This window comes from Nitrospira sp., assembly GCA_030692565.1.
Classification (GTDB): Bacteria; Nitrospirota; Nitrospiria; order Nitrospirales; family Nitrospiraceae; genus Nitrospira_D.
On record JAUYAO010000058.1, the window covers coordinates 178,476 to 203,703 of the forward strand.

At 59.7% G+C, this 25,228-nt stretch carries 26 protein-coding genes and 1 tRNA gene; 14 read left to right on the forward strand and 13 right to left on the reverse strand.

Annotated features, from left to right (window positions below):
- Positions 1-9 precede the first annotated feature (9 nt).
- Together Q8N04_17555 and Q8N04_17560 are read left to right on the forward strand one after the other, a co-directional pair.
- A complete protein-coding gene (locus tag Q8N04_17555) occupies positions 10-873 on the forward strand; it encodes a universal stress protein (protein MDP3092484.1) in 864 nt (287 codons plus the stop codon).
- A 217-nt stretch (positions 874-1,090) separates the two neighbouring features.
- The gene (locus Q8N04_17560) at positions 1,091-1,432 is read left to right on the forward strand and encodes a hypothetical protein (GenBank protein MDP3092485.1); all 342 of its coding nucleotides are present in this window, start codon (positions 1,091-1,093) and stop codon (positions 1,430-1,432) included.
- A 548-nt stretch (positions 1,433-1,980) separates the two neighbouring features.
- Here Q8N04_17560 and Q8N04_17565 read toward each other — a convergent pair.
- Positions 1,981-2,057: transfer RNA gene (locus Q8N04_17565), tRNA-His, on the reverse strand.
- A gap of 82 nt (positions 2,058-2,139) precedes the next feature.
- Positions 2,140-2,853, reverse strand: coding sequence for an orotidine-5'-phosphate decarboxylase (gene pyrF / locus Q8N04_17570; GenBank protein ID MDP3092486.1), 714 nt, complete (start codon positions 2,851-2,853; stop codon positions 2,140-2,142).
- An 88-nt stretch (positions 2,854-2,941) separates the two neighbouring features.
- Between pyrF and rpsT the strand changes: the two genes are divergently transcribed.
- Complete coding sequence (rpsT, locus tag Q8N04_17575) at positions 2,942-3,220, forward strand: 30S ribosomal protein S20 (protein ID MDP3092487.1); 279 nt, start codon at positions 2,942-2,944, stop codon at positions 3,218-3,220.
- Here rpsT and holA read toward each other — a convergent pair.
- The 4 genes from holA to Q8N04_17595 all read right to left on the reverse strand — a co-directional run bounded on the left by holA (position 3,192) and on the right by Q8N04_17595 (position 8,361).
- Positions 3,192-4,301, reverse strand: a complete 1,110-nt coding sequence (gene holA, locus Q8N04_17580; GenBank protein ID MDP3092488.1) for a DNA polymerase III subunit delta — start codon at positions 4,299-4,301, stop codon at positions 3,192-3,194. The two genes, rpsT and holA, sit on opposite strands and share 29 nt — an antisense overlap.
- An 18-nt stretch (positions 4,302-4,319) precedes the next feature.
- Positions 4,320-5,042: an LptE family protein gene (locus Q8N04_17585; GenBank protein ID MDP3092489.1), complete on the reverse strand. Its 723-nt coding sequence runs from the start codon at positions 5,040-5,042 to the stop codon at positions 4,320-4,322.
- A 31-nt stretch (positions 5,043-5,073) separates the two neighbouring features.
- Positions 5,074-7,509, reverse strand: a complete 2,436-nt coding sequence (gene leuS, locus Q8N04_17590; GenBank protein ID MDP3092490.1) for a leucine--tRNA ligase — start codon at positions 7,507-7,509, stop codon at positions 5,074-5,076.
- Positions 7,510-7,635: 126 nt separating this feature from the next.
- Entirely contained in the window at positions 7,636-8,361 is a 726-nt protein-coding gene (locus Q8N04_17595; protein ID MDP3092491.1) for an OmpW family outer membrane protein, read from the reverse strand.
- A 156-nt stretch (positions 8,362-8,517) separates the two neighbouring features.
- Here Q8N04_17595 and Q8N04_17600 point away from each other — a divergent pair, with 156 nt between their 5' ends.
- A complete protein-coding gene (locus Q8N04_17600) occupies positions 8,518-9,174 on the forward strand; it encodes a class I SAM-dependent methyltransferase (protein MDP3092492.1) in 657 nt (218 codons plus the stop codon).
- Here Q8N04_17600 and Q8N04_17605 read toward each other — a convergent pair.
- Complete coding sequence (locus Q8N04_17605) at positions 9,143-9,829, reverse strand: HAD-IA family hydrolase (GenBank protein MDP3092493.1); 687 nt, start codon at positions 9,827-9,829, stop codon at positions 9,143-9,145. The two genes, Q8N04_17600 and Q8N04_17605, sit on opposite strands and share 32 nt — an antisense overlap.
- Positions 9,830-9,894: 65 nt before the next feature.
- Between Q8N04_17605 and der the strand changes: the two genes are divergently transcribed.
- From der to Q8N04_17635, 6 genes are all read left to right on the forward strand, one after another.
- Positions 9,895-11,271 (forward strand): ribosome biogenesis GTPase Der, encoded by a 1,377-nt coding sequence (der, locus tag Q8N04_17610; GenBank protein ID MDP3092494.1) that lies wholly within the window; start codon positions 9,895-9,897, stop codon positions 11,269-11,271.
- Between the two features lie 153 nt (positions 11,272-11,424).
- Positions 11,425-12,396, forward strand: a complete 972-nt coding sequence (locus Q8N04_17615; GenBank protein ID MDP3092495.1) for a hypothetical protein — start codon at positions 11,425-11,427, stop codon at positions 12,394-12,396.
- A 64-nt stretch (positions 12,397-12,460) separates the two neighbouring features.
- On the forward strand, positions 12,461-13,102 hold the full coding sequence (locus Q8N04_17620; GenBank protein ID MDP3092496.1) for an RNA polymerase sigma factor: 642 nt from the start codon (positions 12,461-12,463) through the stop codon (positions 13,100-13,102).
- 2 nt (positions 13,103-13,104) lie between these two features.
- Positions 13,105-13,404: a zf-HC2 domain-containing protein gene (locus Q8N04_17625; protein MDP3092497.1), complete on the forward strand. Its 300-nt coding sequence runs from the start codon at positions 13,105-13,107 to the stop codon at positions 13,402-13,404.
- Positions 13,405-13,582: 178 nt separating this feature from the next.
- Positions 13,583-15,304: a hypothetical protein gene (locus tag Q8N04_17630; GenBank protein MDP3092498.1), complete on the forward strand. Its 1,722-nt coding sequence runs from the start codon at positions 13,583-13,585 to the stop codon at positions 15,302-15,304.
- Positions 15,305-15,588: 284 nt separating this feature from the next.
- Positions 15,589-16,224 (forward strand): response regulator, encoded by a 636-nt coding sequence (locus Q8N04_17635; GenBank protein ID MDP3092499.1) that lies wholly within the window; start codon positions 15,589-15,591, stop codon positions 16,222-16,224.
- Between the two features lie 167 nt (positions 16,225-16,391).
- Here the strand turns inward: Q8N04_17635 and Q8N04_17640 are convergent, their stop codons facing one another.
- On the reverse strand, positions 16,392-17,762 hold the full coding sequence (locus Q8N04_17640) for a M20/M25/M40 family metallo-hydrolase (GenBank protein MDP3092500.1): 1,371 nt from the start codon (positions 17,760-17,762) through the stop codon (positions 16,392-16,394).
- Positions 17,763-17,867: 105 nt separating this feature from the next.
- Between Q8N04_17640 and Q8N04_17645 the strand changes: the two genes are divergently transcribed.
- Genes Q8N04_17645 through Q8N04_17655 form a run of 3 tightly spaced genes read left to right on the forward strand, consistent with a single transcriptional unit; the run spans position 17,868 to position 20,024 of the window.
- Entirely contained in the window at positions 17,868-18,335 is a 468-nt protein-coding gene (locus tag Q8N04_17645; GenBank protein MDP3092501.1) for a hypothetical protein, read from the forward strand.
- Positions 18,336-18,339: 4 nt separating this feature from the next.
- Positions 18,340-19,272 carry an NAD(P)-dependent oxidoreductase gene (locus tag Q8N04_17650; protein MDP3092502.1) on the forward strand — a complete coding sequence of 311 codons (933 nt, stop codon included), beginning with the start codon at positions 18,340-18,342 and terminating at the stop codon, positions 19,270-19,272.
- Entirely contained in the window at positions 19,269-20,024 is a 756-nt protein-coding gene (locus tag Q8N04_17655) for a hypothetical protein (GenBank protein MDP3092503.1), read from the forward strand. The genes Q8N04_17650 and Q8N04_17655 overlap by 4 nt, the downstream gene beginning before the upstream one ends.
- On the opposite strand, the gene Q8N04_17660 is transcribed toward Q8N04_17655, so the two are convergent.
- Positions 20,016-21,185: an outer membrane beta-barrel protein gene (locus Q8N04_17660; GenBank protein ID MDP3092504.1), complete on the reverse strand. Its 1,170-nt coding sequence runs from the start codon at positions 21,183-21,185 to the stop codon at positions 20,016-20,018. The genes Q8N04_17655 and Q8N04_17660 overlap by 9 nt on opposite strands.
- Positions 21,186-21,198: 13 nt before the next feature.
- A complete protein-coding gene (locus Q8N04_17665; GenBank protein MDP3092505.1) occupies positions 21,199-21,684 on the reverse strand; it encodes a DUF1566 domain-containing protein in 486 nt (161 codons plus the stop codon).
- 155 nt (positions 21,685-21,839) lie between these two features.
- On the opposite strand from Q8N04_17665, the gene Q8N04_17670 reads away from it, so the two are divergent.
- Positions 21,840-22,439, forward strand: coding sequence for an acetate uptake transporter (locus Q8N04_17670; protein MDP3092506.1), 600 nt, complete (start codon positions 21,840-21,842; stop codon positions 22,437-22,439).
- 49 nt (positions 22,440-22,488) lie between these two features.
- Here the strand turns inward: Q8N04_17670 and Q8N04_17675 are convergent, their stop codons facing one another.
- The 3 genes from Q8N04_17675 to Q8N04_17685 form a co-directional block, all read right to left on the reverse strand.
- Positions 22,489-23,037 carry a hypothetical protein gene (locus Q8N04_17675; GenBank protein MDP3092507.1) on the reverse strand — a complete coding sequence of 183 codons (549 nt, stop codon included), beginning with the start codon at positions 23,035-23,037 and terminating at the stop codon, positions 22,489-22,491.
- Between the two features lie 288 nt (positions 23,038-23,325).
- A complete protein-coding gene (locus Q8N04_17680; protein MDP3092508.1) occupies positions 23,326-24,252 on the reverse strand; it encodes a site-2 protease family protein in 927 nt (308 codons plus the stop codon).
- A gap of 8 nt (positions 24,253-24,260) precedes the next feature.
- Positions 24,261-25,103 (reverse strand): MBL fold metallo-hydrolase, encoded by an 843-nt coding sequence (locus tag Q8N04_17685; protein ID MDP3092509.1) that lies wholly within the window; start codon positions 25,101-25,103, stop codon positions 24,261-24,263.
- Between the last annotated feature and the right edge of the window lie 125 nt (positions 25,104-25,228).

A 25,228-nucleotide genomic window follows, 5' to 3' on the forward strand; every position in this document is an offset into this window, starting at 1 on the left:
GCAGACCTCATGAAGCACGAACTGAAGGTGCTGGCCTGCGTCGATCACTCGCACTTTGCCGACTACGTGGCCGAGTATGCGGCGTGGGCCGCGCGCCGCCTGCAGGCCCCACTGGAACTCCTGCACGTCATTGATCGGCATCCCGAAATCGCGAGTGGAAATGACCACAGCGGGGCCATTGGCATGGATGCACAGGAAACCCTGTTGACCGAACTGTCCAATCACGACGAGTCCCGCAGCAAGGCGGCACGCGAGCGCGGCCGCATCATGCTCAACCGCCTGCGGGAGCGCGCCATTGAGGCGGGGGTGGAGGCTCCCGACGTGCGCCAGCGCTACGGTGCGCTGGAAGAGACGCTGGTCGAGCAGGAAGAAGGCGTGCGCCTGTTCGTGCTCGGTCGGCGCGGTGAATCGGCTGAAGCCACACAACGTGACTTGGGGCGGAACGTCGAGCATGTGGTGCGCGCGCTGCACAAACCGATTCTCACAGTGACCGAAGGATTTACGGAACCGCGCCGGGTCATGATCGCCTTCGATGGCAGCGCCGTGACGCGCAGGGGTATTGAAATGGTGGCGGCCAGCCCCCTCTTTCGGGGCCTGCCGATCCATCTGGTGATGTCCGGCAAGGAAAGCCTGAGTGCGCCCAAGCAGCTGGCCTGGTCCAAGACGACGCTGGAATCGGCAGGATTTGAAGTCCTGGCGTTACTGATCCCCGGCGACGCGGAGAACATAATCGCCAAGGCCGTCCGCGCGCAGGAGATTGATATGCTGATCATGGGCGCCTACAGCCATTCCCCCCTGCGCACCCTCTTATTCGGCAGCAAGACTTCGGACCTGTTGCGTGCAGCCACAATTCCGACGCTGCTGCTGCGTTAGGCCCTTGTCCCTCGGCTCAGGCCAGAGAACAGGAACCATAGCCCTAAACATTTCGCGGCGTGTGACGGACGTGTACCCAAGGTGGCTGATCAAATGTCTCCGCAACGGCTCGCCGCGCGCCGACCTCGAATTCCGTAAAGGAGCACTGGGCTTGTATCCAACAGCACAAGAGGGTTGGGATCTTCTAGAGGACCAGAGTAGGATAAGGACCAGCATAATGAATATAGAAGACCTTGAGCAGTTCCGCGCGAAGCTGATCGCAATGCAGGGCGAAATCCTCGCCATCAGTGAATCTGCGGCCCAGGATCTCAAGCCGGTGGCCCTCGATCAAACCAGCGTCGGCCGGGTCTCGCGCGTCGACGCGATGCAGTTGCAGCAGATGTCGCAGGAAACCGCGCGCCGGCGCCAACAGCTTCTACTCAAAATTGAAGGGGCCTTGCGCCGCATCGAATCAGGGCGATTTGGCCAGTGCTTTCTGTGCGAGGCGGAGATCGACCTGCGGCGCCTGAGCGCGGACCAGACGATTACCCGATGCCGCGAGTGCGTCGAGAGTGCGTAACGGATTGGGTATCGGGTCGTCTGCCTGGCTACTGGCAGGTGTTGATACCCGGCAACTCCCTCTGCCCGGAGAGACGCTGCCGTGAGCGCCCCAGTCGCTGCGTGAAGTAAGACCTCAAATTACCCCCAGGAATCTCTGCTTTCCGTCCTGCCTGCGAAGATACCTTCTGAAGGCCTCGTCCGATCACAAGCATGACTGATCCTTTGTTCGTTCTTTTCAGGCTTGGCTTTCAATTTCATTCAGAGATAGCTTTTCCAGCAAGGAAGGGAGGTCAAGTCCTGCTGTCTTTCACATTAAGTAAGTCTACGAGACCGGCGAAAATACGGCGACGGCGAAATCGTGTGAAAGCGCGAGGGGCGAGTATTGGAAGCCTCCTATCCTAAGTCTTATCCAAGCTGTGCTGAATTTGTGCCAGGAGAACGATTAACGGAGAGAAGCAAAAGAACGACCAGAAATAATATAACGTAGCTCGCCGACGGTAAGCGATGAAGCCAAAGGCTTTATGGGGAGACCAGACCTTTGATCATCGACTTCAGAAACTAACGAGATGGGGTGAGTGACGGGTTTCGAACCCGCGACCTCCGGATCCACAATCCAGCGCTCTAACCAACTGAGCTACACCCACCATCCGGAAGGAATTGAATCTGCACGCAGCGAGAGGATCTTAGCAAAGAGCAGTGATGCGCCGCAACTCAGCCCTGCCCGGCCTATGGGCGAGCATCGAACGCCGCTTGCATCTCGTTCACGATCTCAGTCACCGTCGCTACCGGATCCGCGGCGTCCCGAATCGGCCGGCCGATGACGAGATAGTCGGCTCCCGCTGCGATCGTCTGGGTGGGCGTCGTCGCCCGCGCATGGTCGTCCACTCCCTTTCCTGCAGGGCGCACCCCGGGCGTGACAATCAGAAACCGGGGCCCGACCTTCTGCCGGATGGCCGCTGGCTCTTCTCCCGACGCGACGACCCCGTCGCAGCCGACTTCTGACGCCAGGAGAGCGCGCGCGGTCACAAGATCCTGCACACTTCGCTGAATCCCCATATCGCGGAGATCGTGGCTGTCGAAATTCGTCAGGACGGTGACCGCCAACAATTTCAAGGCTGACCCTTCACGCCCCTGCACCGCCGCCGCCAGGGCCTTGCGATTCGCATGGATCGTGAGAAAGTCGACGCCCATGGCTGCAACCTTGGCAGTCGCCCGGCGAACGGTTTCTTCGATATCGAGAAACTTCAGGTCGAGAAACACCCGCATTTTTCGATCGAGCACCCGCTTGATCATGTCCGGACCGGCGGCGGTATAGAGCTCTAGTCCGACCTTCACGAAGGAGATATGCCCTTGGAGCCGATCCAGAAGGCGCTCGGCTTCGACGACCGACGGAACGTCGAGAGCGAATATCAACCGGTCACGCGCAATGATCTTTGCCATAGGATTCCTTTTGAAGGGGTCGGCCGATTGTTGACGGCTCACTATCCCTTATGTTACATAGTTTGCTCTTTTTTTGGAGGAATAGACAATGCCTGTAATCCACAAGTCCACCCTTCGCAGTGCCCGTCAGGCCGAACGCCGCCGCGATCGGAACAAAGCCACGTTGAGTGCGGTCAAAACTCTGGTCAAGAAAGTCCAGTCGGCCGTGGCCGACAAGAAGACGGATGACGCTAAGACTGCCTTGCGCGCGGCCACCTCGGCCCTCAGCAAAGCCGTGACCAAGGGCGCCCTGAAGCCCAACACCGCGTCCCGCCGTATCTCCCGCTTGACCCAACACGTCAACGGCCTGTCCGGTTCCCGCTCGTAATCGTTCTGACATTCGAAACCACTCGCGCCGAGCCCCGCCCTGCCGGGGCCGGTGGTCGGTGGGGGGCGGTTGCGTGCGCCTGCGCGACAGACTGACAGAGCCGCAACAGTACCCGCTCCATGGTCATCTTGGGCTGGCCACTACTGCCTCCCTTGAGCTGGCTGTCGGCTTCCCAAAACCATCGCAGCGCATCCCGCACGTGCCCATCTGACAGACGGCCCAGGAACGTCTTGACCTGCATCGGATCCATGCGCAAGGTCCTCGCGGCCTCCCCCTCACGCCCCCCCTCACGAAGCAGCTCCTTCATTTTCCAAATCCGGCGATACTGCCAGGCCAAGGAACCGAGAATGCGCAACGGCGCCTCGCCAGCCTCAAGATTTCTGGCAAGAATCGACAGCACTCGCCCACGTTGGCCCTCCGCAATCGCCAGTGTCAAATCAAACACCGACGCACCAGGTTCAACTCCCCGCAGCTGATAGACATCGGCGGCGGTCGCCAAGCGGTCGGTCGTGATATAGGACGCGAGCTTTTCGAGTTCACGCCGGACGGCGTACAACGATCCGCCGGACGTCTCCTTGAGCACCTCCACGGCCTTCTCGTCCAACCGCAATCCAAGCCGTTGCGCATCCCGATTTATCCACGGCCCTAAGTGCATATCCCGTAACGGTGAACAGTCGACCGTCACGGCGGCGCGGGCGAGCGCCTGGGAAAACTTCAGCCGCCCGTCCAGCTTAGCGCTGACAAAAATCACCGCGGTCGCCTGCACCGGAGCGGCGAGGTACGGCAGCAGCACTTCGGCCTCACGGGCAGAGATTTTTTCAGCGCCTTTCACCAGGACCACCCGGCATTCAGCAAACACCGGCACTTCCAACGCACAGGTCAGGATGTCGGTCCCGGCCGCCTCGTCGCCATAGAACACATCAAAATTAAAATCCCCGCCTTCTCCGAGCAACGCGGCCTTGAGTGTGGCCACGGCCTCATCGCGCAGGAGATCCTCATCCCCCACCACGAGATACACGGGCGCAGGAGGTTGCTGCCGCAAGGCGGCGTGGAGTTGCAATGAACTGAGTGCGGTTCCCATAACGTCCTCGAAAATACTCTACTTGGCGGCTGGCACCGTGGTGGAAGCCTCCCCCGCAGGCTTGTCCCCCCCGCCAGATTCCAGGTGCAGGAGAAACCGTGACGCAAGATCTTCTGCCGCGAACCGGCCGGCCTGCTCCAATGCGCGGGTTTGCAAGACACGGTTAAATTGCAGATCGGGGGTGATATAGAACTCTGATGAGCCCTTGGCGACCTGCGTCCAGACCAGCTTCTTCGTCCGCGTTTCTTCGATTTTCACCACGACCGTCACTTCTGCCCGGCTCTCCAACGTCGTGGCCGATCCCGCCTGATTCCCAGGCGTCGGCGTCAGACTGAAGCTTAAGGTCGGCACGCTGACCGACAAGATCTGTCCGGTCAGAACGAGATCCGCCGCCTCGCTGTCCGGAACGACCTGGGTCCCGCTGCCGGACGAGAATTCCCGCCGCAGATAGTTCGTGTAGCGGGTCTCCAGATTCGGCTCGAAACTCTTATTCTCCAGCGTGCGAATGACCAATCTCGGGGTCGGTTGATCCGAGACCCGTGCAGGCGCTCCGCCGATCGTCGGCCCGGCTCCCTCTACACGGAACTGATAGCCGCAACCGGCCAACAACACCAGCGCGAGACACCCGGGAATTGCGCGAAACATGCGCCCGACAAAACGGCCCCTGCCCCAATCAGATGCAGCCGCATAATGAGTCTGCGCACAGCACAGCTCCGGTATTTCCCGCAGCTTACAATTCACGCTTGTCTCGCCTATCCCGCTCATCGCGCTATCACACCACGAAATTCACGAGTTTCTTCTCGACATAGATCACTTTCTTCGGCTCACCGCCTTGCAGCCACTCCGCCACAATCTCACGTGCGGCGCGCTCCACCACGTCACGCGCGGTATCCGCCGCCACCTCGATCTTGCCGCGAAGCTTGCCGTTCACCTGGACCGGGATGGTGAGCCGGTCACTGACCGTCAACGCCGGGTCAAACTGCGGCCAGGGTTGCTGAGACACGCTCGGCGCATGACCGAGAATAGCCCAGAGCTCCTCCGCCACATGCGGCGCAAAGGGCGAGAGCAGCAAGACGAACGGCTCGAGCAGGGCCCGTGGGCGCTGTTCGGCCTTGGTCATTTCATTGGTGAACACCATCATTTGAGCAATGGCGGTGTTGAAACGGAGTTCGTCGATATCCTCCGAGACCTTCTTGATGGTCTGATGCAACAGCCGTTGTTGCTCAAGACTGGGCGATGCCGACACCACAGACGCAGACAGCCCGCCCTCTTCTGTGACGATCAATCGCCATGCCCGCTCTAAAAAACGGGTCACCCCTTCAACCCCGCGCGTACTCCAGGGCTTCATCGCCTCCAGCGGCCCCATAAACATTTCATAGAGCCGCACCGCATCGGCGCCGAACTGATCCATCATATCGTCGGGATTCACCACGTTCCCGCGCGACTTGGACATCTTCTGATTGTCCTCGCCCAGTACGATACCTTGATGCACCAGCTTCTTAAACGGTTCCGGTGTGCTCACCACCCCGATATCGAACAGTACCTTGTGCCAGAAGCGGGAATAGAGCAGATGCAGCACGGCATGTTCGCTGCCTCCGACGTAGAGATCGACCGGCAGCCAATACCGCTCCATCGCCGGGTCCACCAGCTGCTTCGCGTTCTTTGGATCGGCGAAGCGGAGATAGTACCAGCAGGAACCGGCCCACTGCGGCATCGTATTCGTTTCGCGCCGGGCCGGCTTCCCTGTCGCAGGATCGGTGGTCACCAGCCATTCTTCCAAATTCGCCAGCGGACTTTCTCCACTGCCGGATGGCTTAAAGTTGTGGGTCTCCGGCAAGATCAACGGAAGCTGTTCCTCGGGCAGCGGGTGTGACTCGCCCTCGACCCACACAATCGGGAACGGCTCCCCCCAGTAGCGCTGCCGGGCAAAAAGCCAGTCGCGCAGCTTATAGTTGATCGCCTTCTTTCCCTTGCCCTTCTGCTCGAGCCAGGCCGTGATCGCCGGAATCGCCTCAGCCGGTTTCATCCCATTCAGAGACAAGGACCCGTCCCGCATGACCGAGTTCACGACCGTGCCGCGATCGGTCGCGACGAATGCCGCCTCTTGAACCTGCCCCCCCTGAATCACTTCTCGAATCGGCAACTGATAGGTCTTGGCAAACGTCCAGTCCCGCTCGTCGTGCGCCGGAACCGCCATGATCGCGCCGGTGCCGTAGCTCATGAGGACGTAGTCCGCCAGCCACACCGGCAGCCGCTCGCCGTTCACCGGGTTGATCGCGTAGCCGCCCGTGAACACGCCGGTCTTTTCCTTATCCAGTTCCTGTCGCTGCAGATCGCTCTTTCTGGCGGCCGCATCGCGATAGGCCACGACGGCGGCTTTTTGAGCGACGCTGGTCACGATATCCACCAGCGGGTGCTCGGGCGCCAATACCATGTATGTCGCGCCAAAGAGCGTGTCGGGCCTGGTGGTAAACACCCGGACGGTGCCCCGGGTATCGGCCAGAGCAAAATCCACTTCCGCACCGATCGACCGGCCGATCCAATTCTTTTGCATCTCCAGCGTACTGGCAGGCCACTCCACCAGCTTCAAGTCTTCGAGCAGCCGGTCGGCATAGGCGGTAATCTTTAACACCCACTGGCGCATGGGCTTGCGAATGACATCGAACCCGCCGACCTCGCTCTTGCCGTCGACGATTTCTTCGTTCGCCAGCACCGTCCCGAGCGCCGGGCACCAATTGACCGGAACCTCGGCGACATACGCCAGCCCGCGTTTATAGAGTTGGAGAAAGATCCACTGCGTCCAGCGATAGTAATCGGGATCGGTGGTGCTGAGTTCCCGCTCCCAATCGTAGGACAATCCCACCCGCTTCATCTGCCGTTTGAATGTCGCGATGTTTTGCGCCGTGGTTTGGGCGGGATGCACACCGGTCTTGACCGCATATTGCTCGGCCGGCAGGCCGAACGCATCCCAGCCCATCGGATGGAGGACATTGAAGCCCCGCATGCGCTTGGTCCGGGAGACAATATCCGTGGCGGTATAACCTTCCAGATGCCCGACATGGAGCCCGGACCCGGACGGATAGGGGAACATATCGAGGCAATAAAACTTCGGCTTAGCGGTATCCTGCAAGGCGCGGAAGGGGCGATGTTCTTCCCAATAGGCCTGCCACTTCACTTCCAGCGCGTGATGATCGTACCCTTTTGCCATGACTCTCCGGGGGATTAAAAAATCGTGGAACTCTAACACAGACCAGCAGAGGCAACAACAATGAGGAGGGGAGCGTGGAGCGGGTGGGGGCCGGCCGGACCCGATTGGCCGGCCCCCGAAGAAACGCTAGAAGTGATACGCAACACCGAACACAAAATGATGGAGTGTCGCAATCGCATTGATGCCGAAATGGTTGACGTCGGCCTGGCCGGGAAGGTTCAGACGTGCGTAGTTGAATTTCCATTCTCCGAACATTGAGACATGGTCGGTCAATCGATAACGCAGTCCAACCTGTGTATTGAGACCGATCCCTGTGTAGGACTGAGAATAGGCCGTTCCGCTCGCCGCCGACGTCAGCTGTTTCTGATGCAGCATAAATAGACCAGGCCCCACACCGACATAAGGCTCGAAGGCCCCGGCTTGGTAGCGCGCCAACAGAACAGGCGACACCACAATAAATCGGTTCGTCGCGCCTCCCTCCTCCAGGGTGACATTGCCGCTTCCTGGGACCCCAAGGGTCAATCGTTGCTGAGGGCGATGAGGTGTCGTGACAAACCCTTCGAGTTCCACGCCGAGCCACGGGACTGACCCGAAATAGTGCCCTACTTTCATGCCATACATGATTGAGTTGTTTAAACCGACATTGGAGATCGACGTCCCGGTCGGGAAGCCGGAATACGTGGGGTCATTCACCCGGCCGCGAGTGGTATCCTGGGCCAGAGTAAAGCCGACCTGCCCGGCAATATAGGTCTCTGCATGACCGGCGGATGCGGACAGAATCATCAACACACATGTTCCGATCATGAACCAACGGGACACGTCTGCTCCCTTCCCCTGATGATGCGTGTTCATATCCTTACCCCCACGCTATTTCGCTAAATCCCCGATGTGACAACCGCTCTGTCCGGTTGCGTTGATAGAGTAAGGATACGGTATGCTTGGCGATGTGACTATCGTACAGAGGGGGGACCAGGCTCCCACAAAAGAGCTACCCGGAGAGACTGTTCCATGGGACTCTACGCGAAACACATCTTCCCCCGCCTCATGGATCGAGTCATGAGGGGAAAAGAATTCCAGCGATTACGGAAGGATTTGCTCAAAAGCGCCGAAGGCGAAGTCCTTGAAATCGGGCTAGGCACCGGGCTTAATCTGGCGTATTACCCGCCACGCGTCTTACGCCTCCATGCCGTCGATCCGGCCCCGCTGCTCCCGGATCGCGTAGCGAAACGACGTGCGGCCGTGCACTTTCCTGTTGAAATCACACACCTTAGTGCGGAACGGCTCCCCTATGACAACCACTCCTTCGATTGCGCGGTCAGCACCTGGACCCTCTGCACCATCCCTGACCCAGTACGGGCCTTACAAGAAGTACGGCGCGTGCTGAAGCCAACGGGACGATTCCTGTTTCTCGAGCATGGCCGGAGCGACGAGACCACCATCGCGACGTGGCAGGATCGACTGAACCCGATTCAGAACGTGATCGGCTGTGGCTGCAACCTGAACCGGCGGATCGATCGGCTCATCAGCGAGGCGGGGCTACACATCGTGCAACTCGATCGCTTCGTGATGGAGGGAGTGCCACGGATCGGGGGAGAACTGTACCGCGGAGTCGCCACGCCAAACCGGATAAACGTCAGCGCCCTGTCGGAAACGGATGGCCGTTGAGCAGCGCCGTCATCTGCTCAATTGAGGTGAACGTGCTCGACGCCTCGGCAGGGAGTTGAGAGCTGGACTTAGCGCTGTGGATAATCTGAGTCAGGCCGAACCGTTGCGCCGCATGAAGGCAGGCCTCATCATCGTCCACAAACAACGCGCGCGCCGGATCGAACCCGACCAGCCGCTGGCAGGTCGGCCAATATTCCTGGCGCATCTTAAGATAGCCCACCTCAAACGCGTCGACGATCCGATCCACATAGCGATCCAGGCCGGTCTTGGCTGTCTTGACCTTGACGCCTGAGGCATGCGCGTTGGTGAGGATCGTGATCCGCTTTCCACGACGACGAACCTCCGTGAGGAAGGACTCCGCGCCGGGAAGAAACCCGATCATATAGTCCAGTTCCCTGTGCATCGCGACCACATCGATCCCCACCCGTTCGGTCCAATAATGGAGATCGGTCCAGGCCAATTCCCCTTCCACCGATCGATACATCGCCATCAAGCGATCGCGCGACTCTTCGAACGGGAGGCCCTGCAGGGCCGCGTAGCGGCGAGGCAACTCCTCTTCGAAAAAGAAGTTGTCGAAATGCCTGTCCAGCAACGTGCCGTCCATATCGAGCAGGACGTCGTCGATTTCAGCCCAATTGATGCCTAATTGCCTCATGACACCGGAAGTGTACCTGACGCCGGTTGTGTTTGCCAAAATTCCTGTGATACGGTCGCAGATCTATGAAAAAGATGCGCGATTCTCCGACGAAGACCAAAACCCTGCCGTTCAGCTCCGCTGCCCCGATGCCGCTGGTCGCCATCATCGGCCGGCCAAACGTGGGAAAGTCGACATTGTTCAACAAGATCCTCGGCGTCAAGACCGCCATCGTGGATGACGTCCCCGGTGTTACCCGCGACCGCAACTACGCGGACGCGACCTATCGCGACCGAAAGTTCCGGCTGGTCGATACCGGCGGACTCGATCTCTCCTCCTCCGACGGCATGTTGACCTTGATTCGCCGGCAATCCGAACTGGCCATCGCCGAAGCCGACATTCTCATGTTCATCCTGGATGGCCGGGCGGGGTTGACGCCTCCGGACCACGAAGTCGTGAAGCTCCTGCGTGGCGTGACCAAGCCCATCTTTTACGTGATCAACAAGATTGATACGCCGAAAGCCGAGCCGCTCATTGCCGATTTTTATCAGTTGGGAAAGGCCGAGTTCCACGCAGTCTCCGCCGAACACGGCATCGGAGTGTCCGAATTACTGGACGAACTCTACCCGCTGCTCCCCCCGCCGGATGAGAGCACTGAAGTCACGCAACTCCCGCGGATCGCCCTTGTCGGCCGCCCGAATGTGGGCAAGTCGACATTGACCAACGCCGTCCTGGGTGAGGAACGTGTCGTCGTCAGCGATATGCCCGGCACCACACGCGACCCGATCGATTCGCTCGTCGTACACGACGACCAGCGCTATATTTTTACGGATACGGCCGGGATCCGCCGGCGCGGCCGCATCGAACCGGGGCTCGAAGGATATAGCGTCATGCGCTCGTTGAGAGCCATCGGCCGCTCCGATGTCGCCGTCCTGCTGCTCGACGCGGTGGAAGGCGTGACGGAACAGGACACGAAAATCGCCGGAGCAGTGCTCAAGCAAGGACGCGCCTGCATGCTGCTCGTGAACAAGTGGGACCTCCGCGCCAATGATGCCGAAGCCCGCCAGGAATATGAGCGTGAACTCCATCGGCGCTTCCCATTCCTGACCTGGGCTCCGGTCTTATTCGGGTCCGCCGCTCAGCCCGATTCCCTGCATCAGCTGTTCCCCAATATCAACAGCGTGTATGCGTCGTTCAATAAGCGTGTGCCGACCGGGGCGCTCAACCAATGGCTCCAAAAAATCCTGGAGTCTCATCCGCTCCCGGTTCGGAAGGGCAAACCGACGAAAACGTCGAAGGCCGCCTTCATCACCCAAGTGGCGACGAAGCCGCCCTCCTTTGCCTTGTTTTGCGGGCATCCACAAGACGTGGGCCCGGCCTATATAGGATTTCTGGAACACCAACTCCGCGATGCCTACGGGTTTTCCGGCACACCGATTCGTATTCTCGTCCGTAAGAAATAACCGCCGCCGGCTCGAACTTCATCCAGGCGATCTCCCTCGTCATAGATGAGGCGAAGGGGATTCACTTGACTCGATTCCAGCCTCATGTTATTCGCAGACTAACTGGATAGAGACTTGAACGGATCATTGTCTGAACCAAATTACCCTACGATCATGACGCCACTATCGACCATCGTTCGCCTCATGCTCTTCTGCGCTTCCCTGAGCGGACTCTGGTTGCAAGGATTCCCCACGTCGAGTCTCGCCCAAACGCCCCCGGCCACCCAGCCAGATCCGTCCGCCGCGACCGATCACGATGAGGCCAGCCCGTCCATCGCACTCAAGGGTTCGGTTTGGAGAGCGAAGCCGGGCATCGTGTTCCTGAAGACGCCCGTGGGGCTGCTGACGCTCAGTTCGACATCGACATTGAAGGACATGCGCGCCTCGCAGAGCGTCTCCTTCTGGATTCACGGGTCCAGTATGGCCGTTGAGATCCGCAAGCGAGCCGACGATTCTCTCGTCCATCGCTATCTAACCGGTCCCACCACGAGGAGCGCAGAGGAGCAGAAATCGTTGGTACTCTGGACCCCGGATGGTGAGAAGCCCTTCCACGCCGGGACACATGAGACGGCACTGTCCACCCTACATGACGGTGATCCTGTGACGGTGGAAGTCGATGACACCGGCACCATCATCGGCGTGCATGACCTCCAATTCGATTTGCAGATCGGCCAAGTGCCCCCCAGCGGATCGGACGCGCATGTACTCTTGAGCGGGACGGTGTCCAAACTGAAATCGAACTTCATCTTTTTCAAAACGCCGGTCGGCGTCATCAACGTCAATGCCAAAATCGGGATCAAAAACGCCAAGGTCGGCCAGACCATGACCCTCCATGTTCATCACCACTCGATCGTGGCCGACTTGACCCCGGCCCATGGGACCGCCCCGATACGCCGGTTCATCACCGGCCCGCTCGAATTCTCCACCCCGGAACGCACCGGGGTGAGATTCTGGACCCCGGCCGGCGAACAGACGCTCCCGACCGATCGCGGGAAATCCGCGCTCGCCGGAGCCAAAGAAGGCAGTCCGATCACCGTTGAGCTCAATGGCGACGGGACGGTTGTCGACTTTCATCACTTCAATTAGACTCCACGCTCCCTCTCGTCCTTGACAGTGTTTTCGATCTCTCCGTAGACTCTCCGGCACGAGCATGAAAAATCCAGCGCCCGCCAAGAAACCCGCACCGGCCTCACGCAATGAGGCGCGTACCGCGGCGAGCTTTGATACGTTGTATCGAGACCATGTCGATCAGATGTACCGCTTCGCGACCAGACTCTGCGGGGAACCCGAAGCGGCGAAGGATCTGGTCCAGGAAACGTTTCTCAATGCCTATCGAGGCTATCAGACATTCCGCGGAGACGCGCAGGTCTCGACCTGGCTCTATGCCATTGCGGCGCGGGCCTGCTCACGCATGCGGCGCAAACGGAAAGGCGCGCCTGACCGGGAGCTGTCGCTGGAAGAATTTATCCCGACCTCGGAGGGGGAGTTTCGCCTGCAGATTCCGGTGGACGGACTCAGCCCGGAAGAGGCGCTGCAAAATAAAGAACTTCGCCAGGCGCTCGATCGGGCGATTGCCAAGCTGCCCAAACACTATCGCATGGTCCTGGTCCTGCGGGACATGGAAGGGTTGAGCGCCAAAGAAGTGGGCAGCATCGTCGCGCTCAATGAGCGCGCCGTGAAATCCCGGCTGCATCGGGCCCGCTTGTTTGTCCGGCGCGAGCTCAGCGCTCAGGGAATTGCCACTTCCGAACCATCGCACAACGGCCACCCGTTCAAGCAAGGAGGACGCTAGCCATGGCCAAGCGGACGACGACCCGATCCGTGCAGCGAAAGCCCGCCCGTCCCCATCGTCATGGGAAAGGACGTTGCGTGGCCATCTTAAAAAAACTGTCCGCCTACATCGACGATGAATTGCCCGGCACGCTGTGCGAGGAGTTGCGCAAGCACCTCGGCGCCTGCCCCAACTGCGAAGAGTTCGTCGCCTCGCTCCGACAAACTGTCGCCCTCTGTCAACACCAACCGGCACCGGTCCTCTCGCACACCGAACGAGCCCGCATGCGAAACGACATTCTCCGAGCCGCGCGCCCGCGCTAACGACATCACACATTTCAGGATTCCCGCCCTGGGCAGCTCGGATGCCGCCGGATCATCATCGGCGGCCCTCACCGCTGAATATCGCCAAATCCGCTCCCCTGGCCTCTTTCAGATTCGTCCGACGCCATGCTACAGTGTCGTTCTTTAGCCTTTATTATGTGCGTCCAGGAAATAGGTGATGATGATGCTTTGTCGTATCCACAACAACCTTCGTACGCCCATCCTGCTTACTCTGATGACCGCCCTCCTGGCAGGGTGGTCCGGAATGGAGGCCGCCTTCGCGGCAACCTCGCACAAGTCCAAACCGGCCGACCATGCCACTAGCCCGGCTGCCGATGCCGCGCGGCGTTATACCGAAGCCCTCGCCAAGGGAGACCGCGTCACGGTCGGACAGCTGGACTTTGCCTGTCAATTTCGTCTGCTGGCAGCTGCGCCGTCGGGATTGAAGGCCTACCCGCCGGCTACCGACCCTTCATATGAATCCTGTTGGGAGGGACTGAAGACCGCCCATGCGCCCGCGTTGAAACGCGACGACACGGGAATGACGGTCCTCTGGCCGAGCACCGGCCCGCTGGTCTTCTTCAGAGACGAGCTCGCGCGCATGCCGGCATCGGCCTTCGTCATGGAAGAGCTTGGGGTCTCTCCTCCGGGCAGCGGTCTCCGTGTCAGCGTCACCAAAAGCCACGCCTTGCCCGCCAGCTCCTTCCGATTGAACGCCAACGGAAAGATCCTGGCCGTGCCCACCACGCTTGTCTTGTTGAACGTACAGTATCAGGATCCCCTGGCCTCACCGGTCACCTATGCCGAAGGGACAGTCAAGTGGACGAACACCATCAAGCGGGCGCGCAAGTCGCTGAAGTCCGTCACGACGCAGTGGGTTGTCTTCACAGGGCTGAAGAAACATGGCTTCCCAGGTGACATCGCCGTATTCAATCTGCCGGTGGTCACCGAACCGTCCGTCGCGGGAATGGTCGCGGAGAAGATTCCGTTCACAACGGAGATCAGCCGGCCGCTGCCGGAATCCATGGTGTGGTGGGGACCGGGCGATCAGCCAGGGACACTCACCGCAGCGGCAGCACGAGCCGCCACATTTCCTGAGTTGCGCGACCGGGTAGCCCTGCTCAACCGCGTGCTGATTATCGATCCGAATCAACCGGACGCGCTGATCGTCCTCACCAGGAACCTCTACGCTGTCCTGCTGCGCGAGGGGAGCAACGGACACAATCTCACGATCAGAGACCCGGCCCTGTCACTGGTCGCCAGCGAGTTCTATTGGAACATCTATGCCCAATCGACGAGGACGGATCTCTCGAACGGGATGGAGATGGGCGGGCTCTCGCAACCAACGCCGGCCGATTTCCTCTTCCGTCTCTTGCCGGCCGCCGAAGCCCTCGCCAAGGTCCGCCCCGAACAACTCGACAACCGGTTCCGATTGGGCGTCGCCTATCGCTGGAATAACGACCAGCAGGCCGCCATTGAAACTCACGAGGCCTTGGCCAAGGAGATTCCCGATACGCGAAGATCTGCCAAGGCTGAAGCCTTGCTGCAACTCGCCTGGTCTCGCCTGCATAAATCCGCATGGAACAGAATCCTGCACGATCCTGAAATCAACCGGGCCTATGCCGATGCGGACGCCTCGCTGGCGGTGGCCGATCTGCCCCTCGACAAATTCCTGGCAGAATATACGATGGCCTACAGCATGATTTTCATGCCCAACTACGGGGACAAGGCCAAGCTGCTGCACCACGTCACGGAAGCCAAACGCTGGCTTGACGAAGTCCCGGGCAAAACTGACGACGTCTGGCGCTATTTCCTCCATTCCGAATTACTCAAAGCCGTGCTGGACGCCGATCCAATGTTCCAGCCGATTCTGGCCACGGCGGAAGAGCATAAGCCATAACGTAGACCGCATGCCGTGGCGTCCGCCGGCTCAGCCTGTCGGACGCCACAGGTCGCAATCTGCTTGTCTGAGCGAGCGAGCTTTTGCACCACAGGATTCCCCGCCTGCACGTCTCTCAATCTACGAAATATCTAGGTGCTTTCCCCAGCGTCCGTTATGATCTGATCTCCTGGAAGATTTCAGCGGCCAGGCGACGATGGTCCAATTGGATAAGAACTGACCCACATCCTGAAAGACCCCGATGGCCCGCGGAACCGGCCGGATATTGAGGCATTCGTAGGCGTATGAGCATCCTTCTTGTTGATGATTCTGAGGAAACGCGCCACCTTCTTCAGATGGTTCTGCACAAGGCCGGTTATGGCCCGGTCATGACTGCCGAGTCGGGGCGCCAGGCGTTGGAACTGCTCGGCATCATGGGGCGACGGGTCACTCCCTGCGATCCGGATGTGATCCTGATGGATCTGATGATGCCGGATATCGACGGACTGGAAGCCTGCCGGAAGATTCGCTCGCTCGAACGGCTGGAACACACCCCGATCCTTGTGATTACTGCCAAGACCGAGACGGCTGATCTGCAAGCCGCCTATACCGCCGGTGCCACCGACTTTCTCCGGAAACCCTTCACCCCGGTCGAACTCGTCGCTCGAGTCTCCACCGCCCTCAGTCTGAAACAGGAGCTCGATGCCCGCATCGCGCGCGAGCAAGAGCTCGTCGCGAAGACTGAAGACCTCGAACGGGCACTCGAAGAGCTGAAAAGCCTGCGCGGCCTGATCGCAATATGCTCAAAATGTAAACGGGTCCGCTCGGATGGAACCTATCGGAAACGGATCGAAGATTATCTGGAGCAGTGCTTCGAGAGGAAACTGGAACGGGATATCTGTCCTGACTGCATGGAACAGTCCTATCCGAAAGCCGGGTGACCATTTCCCCCTCTCGTCCCACGGGAACAACCGACCTGGCTTTCACTGCGCGCATTGAGCCACCCTATCATTCACACGAGCAGCCTGGTTGATCCTCGAGGGCGCGCGCCGAAACGAGCACCTTCTGAGCCTGCGCGTTCCGCGGGCAGGAAGACGACCAGGCGATCCTACGTCTTCCCCATCTTCGCTAATTCTTCGAAGTAGTGCGCGAAGGCGGTCATGCCGCTGGAGGCCTGACCCCAATCGAAGTATTCGTTCGGCGCATGATAGCCATGCTCGGGGAGGCTGAGGCCCATGAAGAGGATCGGCACCTTCCAGGCCTTTTGCATCGTCACCACGGCTCCGATCGATCCCCCTTCGCGAATGAATGCAGGCTCTTTGCCGAACCCCGCCTTCGCCGCCCGCTTCACGGCATCGACATAAGGCCCTTCAAAGAGTCCCTGGAACGGCTGCAACATGCCCTCCGCCTCGACCTTGACGTTGGGATTCAGCTTGGCGACAAATTTCTTCAGCAGCGCAAAGGCCTTCTCGGGCGTCTGATTGGGCACCAACCGCATGCTGACTTTCAGTTCTCCGTGACCCGGCACGACGGTCTTGACCCCGGGGCCCTGATAGCCGCCGGCCAGCCCATGTACTTCAAAGGTCGGCGCCGCCCAGATGCGACGCATGATCTCGGCAGGATCCTGCGTGCGCAGTGTTTGAAACCCGTAGGCCTGTTTGAACTTGGAGACTCGGAAGCCTGACTTGAGAAAGCTCTTGATCTCCGCCTTCGTGGGCTCGACCACGTCGTTGTAGAATCCGGGGATCTTCACCTTGCCGGTCTTGGCATCCACGCAGGCATGGACAATTTCCATGAGCTCAGCCAGTGGATTTCGAGCCGCTCCACCCGTCACACCCGAATGGGCATCCTTCGTTCCCGTCTTGAGGGTCAGGCGCGCGCCGATCAATCCGCGCAGCCCGTAGGGCATGGCCGGTTTGCCTTTGGCGATCCAAATCGTATCCGACACCACGACGGAGTCGGGCCGTGGAATCGCGATATGATTTTTGAGACCAGCGGAGAAATGCGGACTGCCGATCTCTTCTTCCAGCTCCCATAAAAAGCGAATGTTGATCGGAACGCCCTGTTCGATCGCATAACGGGCTCCGAGCAATGCCGACAGCGCCGGACCTTTGTCGTCTGTCGCGCCGCGGCCATGATAGATGCCGTTGTCTTTGCGGAACGCGAAGGGCGATTCTTTCCATTCCGGCTCCTGCGCCGGCTGCACGTCGAGATGGTTGTAGATTGTGACGGTCGGGTAGTCGGCTCCCGTTGTCCAGCCTCCGGAAATGATCGGATAGCCGCCCGTTTCGACGACTTGCGCGTCGGCGCTAAGACTCTTCAAATATTGCACGGCCAGCGTCGCGGCACGCGGCATCTCCCCCGCCCGGGCCGGATCCATGCTGATAGACGGCACTTCGACCAATTGCCCCAAAAGATCTTCAAATCGCGGGCGGCTGTCCGCAATATATTTCTTGAGCTGCGGCTTATTCACCGGCATACATCCCTCCACATGTTCTGGGCGCGGATTATAGCGGCCTACGGCGTGAAGCGAAAGCGGGGAGCGGGGCTCTTCATGAGTAAACAATGGTAGAATGCCCGCGCCATGCGATCGTACACGCCATTCCTCCTCCAGCTCAGCACCGCCACAGTTCTCGTTATCATGGGGCTTCCGACATTCCTCCTGGCGGAGGAGCCGATTCCCATCCAGCAGATCCTCGAAGAACCCCGGATCTATCATTTGCGGCAGGTCACCCTCCAGGGCACCGCGCGGGACGTGCAACCGCTCGATCCGTATAAATTACCGAACGAGATCGATGTCTGCTACGGCGCCTATCTCTTCAAGCTGGAGGACGACACCGGGGTGATGTCCATGGCCGTGCTCGGCATTTGCGGAAGGCCGCTCATCCGTGACCCGGAAATTGAAGACGGCCAACGGGTCGAAGTGAGCGCCACCATTCAAGCGCCCAGCCACGGCGGCTACTACTTGAGCTTTCAAGGACTCAAGGTCGTGACCGAGCAAGAAGGCTTCGTGCAAGCCGTCGCCACACGTATTCTGCCGGTTATCGAGTAGCACCATGCCGAACGCTGTCCATCCCTCTCATACCACCATCGGCTGGATCGGCACCGGCGTGATGGGTGTTTCGATGTGCGGCCATTTGCAACAGGCCGGCTATCCCGTCACCGTCTTTTCCCGCACGAGGGCCAAGGCTCAACCGCTCCTTGACCGCGGGGCGCTCTGGGCGGATCATCCGCGCGGCGTCGCCGAACAATCGACGGTCATCATCACGATGGTCGGATTTCCTCGCGATGTACGGGAAGTCTACTTTGGTGCTGAGGGAGTTCTGGCGGGAGCCAGACCTGGCTCAATCCTGATCGATATGACCACGACCGAGCCGACCTTGAGTCGGGAGATCGCGGCCGCCGCGTCAGCCAAAGGACTCCAGGCGATCGACGCGCCGGTCTCAGGCGGGGATGTCGGTGCCAGAAACGCGACCCTCTCCATCATGACAGGCGGGAATCGTGAAACGGTGGAATGCCTGCGTCCGCTCTTCGAATGCTTGGGCAAAAAGATGGTCTATCAGGGCGGGCCGGGAGCCGGACAACATGCGAAGCTCTGCAATCAAATCGTGATCGCCGGGACGATGGTGGGAGTGTGTGAAAGTTTGCTGTACGGATTCAAGGCGGGACTTGATCTGACGCAGATGCTCGAGTCGATCCGCGGAGGCGCCGCCGCCTGTTGGACGTTGGATAACCTGGCCCCCAGAATCCTACTGCGCAACTTCGACCCCGGATTCTTCGTCGAGCACTTCGTGAAAGACATGGGCATTGCGCTGGACGAGGCCACACGCATGAACCTCACGTTGCCCGGGCTGACATTGGTGCGTGGGCTCTATCAACGGGCGCAGGCGCTCGGCCAAGGCCGGAGTGGAACCCATGCGCTCATGCTCGCGCTGGAGGAACTGTCCCACACCGTAATGCCATCGACTCGTCCGGAAAGGATTCCATGAGGGCTCAACGCATTCAATGGCTGGTTCCCATCCTTCTCATCACTCTCTTCGCTTGCTCAAGCCACCAGGGGTTTGACCGAGCCGGGATGCAGGACACATTGCTCCAGCGGATGAGTTTCGTCGGCGCACGTGAGATCAAGACCACCGAGTCCAAGGACGCGATCGAGATTCGGCCCCCCCTCGCAGAACCGTTCCGTCTCGGTGTCTACTTTGTTCGAACGGAATTCCCCACCCGTCAGTCGATTTACTCAGGGGAGTGGCTGAGTGCGGAGAAAGACCAGCTGGTGCAACGTCTCGCTCGGTGGCGTAGCGACCAGATCCTTCGCGAGGTCGTGGTCCTTGCAGAACCGACCGTACGGACCCTCACCCGCCAAGAATTTCGACAAGCCTCCGCACGATATGGAATCGACGTGCTCTTGCTCGTGGATGGAGTCGGCGCGGTGGATCGGCGTAACAATGCCTATGCCCTCCTCTACCCGACGGTGATCGGCGCCTGGCTGGCTCCCGGCACCGTGATCGATGCGCTCGTTATCCTCGACGGCATACTCTGGGATCTGCGGACCGACCAGCTGCTCGACCAACAGACGGCTGAGGGTCAGGCCCAGCGCACCGGAGCCGCGGTCCTGGTGGAAGATGCAGACGCACTGAAAGAGGCAAAAGGCCGGGCTATCGAGGCGTTCGGCGCAAGACTCGTCGAACACCTGCACTCACTCGCACGCCCCCAACCCCACCGCCCTTCAACGCTACGGTGAATCGAATGACCAGAGCAGTCCCAGCAACAGCAAGTGTTGCGCGGGAGCCAATCCCAAGGTTCCCGGACTGATCTCTCCCTTGCGAAAAAATCCTCCCCCAGCTCCGGTCGACTCATCATAGCGATGCTCGAGCCGGACGATGGTATTGGTCCACCGGTAGAGAAATTTATATTCCACGGTCGAGGTGACCGCTTTCACGAACTGCTCTTGCCCGGTCCACCGTCCGTTGCGATCCCAATAGAACTCCGGCCGCACGGCCATGCTCCAGGGACCGGACACGTGCCACTTCGCCAACAGGTTGCCACCCATAGCGAAGGTACGCGGACTACCAGGCTGGCCGGCGATACGTTCGGTCCCGATATCGTAAGAGACCGCCAGCGTCAGGTCGTCGCCCTTCCACTCGAGAATATGGTTTCCGTAGAGCCGCCAGAATTCGAATGATGTCTTGGTCTGGTCCGGCCCCCAATAGAGGGTTTGCGTCGCCGTCAACCGTGGCGTCATTTTGTACGCCCATTGTCCGCCGTACGACGGCTGATCGTTTGGATGGGAGAGGTGGAAATAGCCGTTGATGACGAAGGCCGCGACCGTCAACTGCTCATTGACGGGATACTTGGCATTCACCCCGAACATCATGTAGGGCGAGTAGTCGGCAATCCATGACCGGGTATAGTTTGCATTGTCCTTCGCGTAGAGCGATTCGTAGCCCATCAAACTGTTGAAGAGGCCGGCGGTAATCGTGAGGCCGTTCCCGACCGGGGCAAGATAGGCCACGTTGGCCCGCTGCAAATGCCGCCAGGTGTCGGCCCCATCGACCTTGCGCTCTCCTTGGAGATACCCGAAATCTTTCGAGTCATATCCTCCCTGAATGCCAAGCTCCATGCCCCAGCGGGAAGCCTCATTGGTATCCTTGTGCACATAGACGTACCCCATGTTGGGCGCCAGTTCATTGTGGCGCGAGGCTGTAGATCGGCTGCGCCAGAGGTGATTCTCGGGAAAGTTGAAATTGACGATGTAGCTGAGATCGACGTAGACGCCGTAATGCCAATTCGACGGGCTCTCGGCAGCGGGAGCAGAGCTCTCACCGGGAGACAACGGGTCAGCCAGAGCCTGACCGCCTAGGACGACCAGCACGGCCCATAGGACAAGTACGAGAGGGACCATGCGCCGGATGCCTTTACGGTTTCATCCTGTCCAACACACACCACATGCGCCTGGTGCCGGACTTTTGGTCGGTAACCGGTTCGCCGCTGAAAAAACTGACCTGCCAGGCGACAATGTCCTCCGTCGGGTGCGGAGTCGAGGTCCAATAGATCTCCGACTTGATATTGGAAAAGGGATGGCCGGCCGGTAAGGCCGGGTCATGTTGGGAATGATCAATCAAGGTCTTGAGTTCATCGATCGTGGGCCCGCGCCAGCTCGATTGTCCACCGACGGTTTTCGTGGCACAGCGTTCGTTCGAACGGCTCCACACATCGTGCTCCCGATCCGGCTCCTGCTCCCAGATTATTCCGGTCTGGCCGTCTTTGACGGCAGCCCCGTCAAGGACCAGCACAAATCGAACCTCCCGCTGCTCAGCAAGACCCTGATTCGTCACAAGTGCCAGCGCCAGTCCGACTCCAATAGCCCATAATTTTGCAGAAACGGGTCCGTGCTTCGTCATGATCGGCCTCCGCAATGTCCGGCACTCCACTGGCATGAGCACAAGCAGTCTGCCGGAGGCTGCTTGTCTTTTCAATAGCCCCTGTTGCATGCTGGGGGCCGTTTTGAACGGTCGGAGCGATCGTCGGACGTTGAATCTATCGAAGGAGGCGGTCTATGAGCGACGTGGAGTATCACCGGCGAATCGACGTGTTGGCGATCGGCCTATTCGGTCTCGCGGTCGGGGCCTTGACGCTGGGCGTGGCCCAACTCGGCGGCATCCCCGATTCAAATAAAGTCGGCACGCTGGTTATCGCGTTGATCTTCGGCGGGATCGTGCAAATCCTGGCGGGCATTACCGATATTCGCTATCACGAGCAGCTCGGCGGCACCGCGCTCACCATGTACGGATTCTTCTGGCTCACCGTCTCCATTGCCAAGCTGGTCAGCGAAGGCACATCCTTCCACCTCGACATGGTGCTCTTTGCCCCGATTAACTTTGTCTATGCGGCCTTCTCCCTGGTGATGGTCTATCTCACCGCCTATCGCAATGCCACCCTCTGCATCCTCCATGTCATCATCACGATCACGTTTTCCTCCACCGTGCTGGCCAGGCTCGACATCATCGGCGAAACCATTCCCGGCCTGCTCCATATCGTCGTCGGCTTGATGGCCTTCTATCACGCGGTTGCGAGTTTGACGCAGGCCTTCACCGGCCATCAGCTCGTACCGTTAGGCCCGCCATTTCTGCATCAATCCAGGCTGAAGGCTAAATAGCTGATCGGGCAAGACGGTGGAAGGGCGGAAGGAGAGACGACGCCTCTCCTCATTCCCGTTGTCGCTGATAGTGGCGCGCCAGGATGACCCCACCCCAGGCGAAAGACACGAGCATCAAAAGAATTCCGATGTTGTAGGTAAGATGGGCCAAGCGGTGGTCCCACTGCAGCAAGCCCGTCATCGTCAGCAGATTATTCCAATCGTGGCTGTCGGTTTCTTTGCCGGTCACGCCGCCTAACAGCATCAGCTCCATGTCGCGGGCGTCGTTGATATAGGGCGCTACGTCCATAAGGCTTTCGGCCGTCCACCAGAGCGCGACCGAGGCGCCGAAGGGGTCGCGCGTCTTGATGAGGAAGGTGCCCAGACAGATCATCGGCATCAGCACTTGGCCAAGGCTTCCGCCGAGAATCATCATGAAGCGGCCGAACGGACTAAAGATCAGATGCCCGGCTTCGTGAAACGGCAGGTTGATCAGATGGAGAAACGATTCGCCGGTGTAGTTGGTTTCCAGCGGCGTCATGATAAAGATCCGCCCCCACCAGAGCAGCCCCAGGTAGACGGCCAGCCGCCCGTAGAAGGTCGGAGAATCGGACGCCATGTCGGATTCGATCATCCAGTCTTTGGCAGTCAGCCACCACAAGGACCCGGTGGATGATCCGGCAGTCGCGGTCGACGGGCGGGGCGCCGGGGCCCGATACTTGGAGAAAATAATCCCGCACCGGGCGCACTCAGTCGCGGCCTCCGAGCGATCGGCCTGACACTTGGGACATGAGCCCGTTGATACCCCTGTCGCCTCCATGTCTGCATGCTAGGGCCAACCGGACGATCCGACAAGAATTTGCCGTAAATCGCCATCGCAAGGCCGGGGCTCAATCCCGAGTCCCCATCAGCGGACAACGATAGGAAACGGTGTGAAGATGAGAATGAAGAGCAGGACGGTCGCCCGTCCAAGCCAGGTTCGCGTCGAGCCCAGCGGCGAAGTCGGATCGGGGATCGGCGGATGGCCGACTCCAAGCAGGGTCGAGAGGAACACCCACAACCACCAACCTTGCCAGCCGAGATAGCCGAGCACCAGAAGGACGGGAATGACCCAGAAGGCGATAGTCCGCTGCCTCCCGCCCCAGAGGGCGTAGGCAACATGACCCCCGTCAAGTTGTCCGATAGGAATCAGGTTTAAACAGGTGACGAAGAGCCCGAACCAGGCCGCTTCAGCGATCGGATGCAGATTGACACTCGCCCCTCTCGGCAAGTCCCCCAAGACCAGGGAGATGCACCAATCAATGAGTATGGATCGCCCGACATAGAAGGGACTTGCCGAACTGATCCCCACCTCCACCTGCGACCAATGCAATCCGACAACGAGCGCGACGAGCGCCACGGCAAATCCGGCCAATGGTCCGGAGATCCCGATATCGAAGAGGGCCTTCCGCTCCACAATTTGACCACGCACACGAATGATCGCCCCAAAGGTTCCCACTAACAGCGGCAACCCTGGAATGAACAACGGAAGCGACGCCGGAACACGATGCCGCTTCGAGTAGACATAGTGTGCCAGCTCATGGGTGACGAGAATCAGGAGCAGCGTGGCCGCAAAGGGAATCCCGTTGACCAGTTCACCCGGCCGCTCGGTAAGCAACTCCCAGGCTCCTCGAAACGGGTGAAACAGATTGGGATGGTCTTGATAGGCACCCGCCCACAGCGTGGTAAAGATCGTCAGACCGAACAGGCCGATCGGAAGGAGGTAGCGCGAAAATGTCGATTCTTCGAATTCGTCGGCATCGTCGGCGTCCACATCCTGCTGGTCGCCGTTCATGCGCGCTCCTAGGCGGATGCGTAGAAAGGGTTATGAGCCAATTCTTCTTCGACGGTCGTCGCGGGGCCATGGCCCGGCAACAACCGATACTCCGGCGGGAGGCCAAGCACGGTGGCCCGGACGGAAGCCAGATGGATCCGATAGAGCGTACTGGGATTCGAGCGGCCGATCGATCCCGCAAACAACGTATCGCCCACAAAACACACCGGCATCTGTGCATCATCCACCCGGTAGCAGATTCCGCCTGGCGTATGACCCGGCGTCATCAAGCACTGAACCGCCAGACGGCCGACAGCAATGGTCTGCCCGTGAACCGGCGTCCTCAGCTGCGCCTGAGGCGGCCGCCAGCTGAGCAACTCGACATCCTCGGCTCCCAGATAGACCGGTGCCGGATGGGACTGGAGAATCTGTTCGATGCCATCGGCATGATCCGTATGGCCGTGCGTCAAACAAATCCCGACCAGCCGAAGACGATGCGTAGACAAAGACTCGATCATCGCCGGCGCATTGTAGGCCATATCGATCAGCAGCGCCTCGCCTCCGTCATGGAGAATGTAACCCTGTACCCCGTAGCCGTTGATCGATCCTTGAATCGTCTTGAGCCAGGCTGGCGATGACTGGACAACCGGCACCCATTGCTCGATCGCTATCTGCGCGAGCGGTTCGTCCCGCAAGCCTAAGGCCAGGGCCAACGCCCGCACTTCCGTGCGATCACGCGGGCGATCCCCGCGCTCCAGCGCCGTGATATCGCCACCCGGCAAACCCGTCATCTTCGCCAGATCAACCACCGATATTCCCTGGCCGATGCGGGACTTTTTCAGAATGTCACAGAGTTCATCTTCCAACGGCATGTCGAATTCTCACTCCGTCTACAGACTTTCTCACCCAATTCTTCTCAAGGCCGGTGGTGGGGAGCGTTCTTACGGCCCGCATGCACCGAGCACCGCCCGTTCTAGCCTAGCGTCGCATCTTGCAT

Coding starts and splice junctions, on each gene's coding strand:
- Q8N04_17555 (MDP3092484.1), top strand. CDS start 10: ATGAAGCACGAACTGAAGGTGCTGGCCTGCGTCGATCACTCGCACTTT.
- Q8N04_17560 (MDP3092485.1), top strand. CDS start 1,091: ATGAATATAGAAGACCTTGAGCAGTTCCGCGCGAAGCTGATCGCAATG.
- pyrF (MDP3092486.1), bottom strand. CDS start 2,853: ATGGCAAAGATCATTGCGCGTGACCGGTTGATATTCGCTCTCGACGTT.
- rpsT (MDP3092487.1), top strand. CDS start 2,942: ATGCCTGTAATCCACAAGTCCACCCTTCGCAGTGCCCGTCAGGCCGAA.
- holA (MDP3092488.1), bottom strand. CDS start 4,301: ATGGGAACCGCACTCAGTTCATTGCAACTCCACGCCGCCTTGCGGCAG.
- leuS (MDP3092490.1), bottom strand. CDS start 7,509: ATGGCAAAAGGGTACGATCATCACGCGCTGGAAGTGAAGTGGCAGGCC.
- Q8N04_17595 (MDP3092491.1), bottom strand. CDS start 8,361: ATGAACACGCATCATCAGGGGAAGGGAGCAGACGTGTCCCGTTGGTTC.
- Q8N04_17600 (MDP3092492.1), top strand. CDS start 8,518: ATGGGACTCTACGCGAAACACATCTTCCCCCGCCTCATGGATCGAGTC.
- Q8N04_17605 (MDP3092493.1), bottom strand. CDS start 9,829: ATGAGGCAATTAGGCATCAATTGGGCTGAAATCGACGACGTCCTGCTC.
- der (MDP3092494.1), top strand. CDS start 9,895: ATGAAAAAGATGCGCGATTCTCCGACGAAGACCAAAACCCTGCCGTTC.
- Q8N04_17615 (MDP3092495.1), top strand. CDS start 11,425: ATGACGCCACTATCGACCATCGTTCGCCTCATGCTCTTCTGCGCTTCC.
- Q8N04_17620 (MDP3092496.1), top strand. CDS start 12,461: ATGAAAAATCCAGCGCCCGCCAAGAAACCCGCACCGGCCTCACGCAAT.
- Q8N04_17625 (MDP3092497.1), top strand. CDS start 13,105: ATGGCCAAGCGGACGACGACCCGATCCGTGCAGCGAAAGCCCGCCCGT.
- Q8N04_17630 (MDP3092498.1), top strand. CDS start 13,583: ATGATGATGCTTTGTCGTATCCACAACAACCTTCGTACGCCCATCCTG.
- Q8N04_17635 (MDP3092499.1), top strand. CDS start 15,589: ATGAGCATCCTTCTTGTTGATGATTCTGAGGAAACGCGCCACCTTCTT.
- Q8N04_17640 (MDP3092500.1), bottom strand. CDS start 17,762: ATGCCGGTGAATAAGCCGCAGCTCAAGAAATATATTGCGGACAGCCGC.
- Q8N04_17645 (MDP3092501.1), top strand. CDS start 17,868: ATGCGATCGTACACGCCATTCCTCCTCCAGCTCAGCACCGCCACAGTT.
- Q8N04_17650 (MDP3092502.1), top strand. CDS start 18,340: ATGCCGAACGCTGTCCATCCCTCTCATACCACCATCGGCTGGATCGGC.
- Q8N04_17655 (MDP3092503.1), top strand. CDS start 19,269: ATGAGGGCTCAACGCATTCAATGGCTGGTTCCCATCCTTCTCATCACT.
- Q8N04_17660 (MDP3092504.1), bottom strand. CDS start 21,185: ATGGTCCCTCTCGTACTTGTCCTATGGGCCGTGCTGGTCGTCCTAGGC.
- Q8N04_17665 (MDP3092505.1), bottom strand. CDS start 21,684: ATGACGAAGCACGGACCCGTTTCTGCAAAATTATGGGCTATTGGAGTC.
- Q8N04_17670 (MDP3092506.1), top strand. CDS start 21,840: ATGAGCGACGTGGAGTATCACCGGCGAATCGACGTGTTGGCGATCGGC.
- Q8N04_17675 (MDP3092507.1), bottom strand. CDS start 23,037: ATGGCGTCCGATTCTCCGACCTTCTACGGGCGGCTGGCCGTCTACCTG.
- Q8N04_17680 (MDP3092508.1), bottom strand. CDS start 24,252: ATGAACGGCGACCAGCAGGATGTGGACGCCGACGATGCCGACGAATTC.
- Q8N04_17685 (MDP3092509.1), bottom strand. CDS start 25,103: ATGCCGTTGGAAGATGAACTCTGTGACATTCTGAAAAAGTCCCGCATC.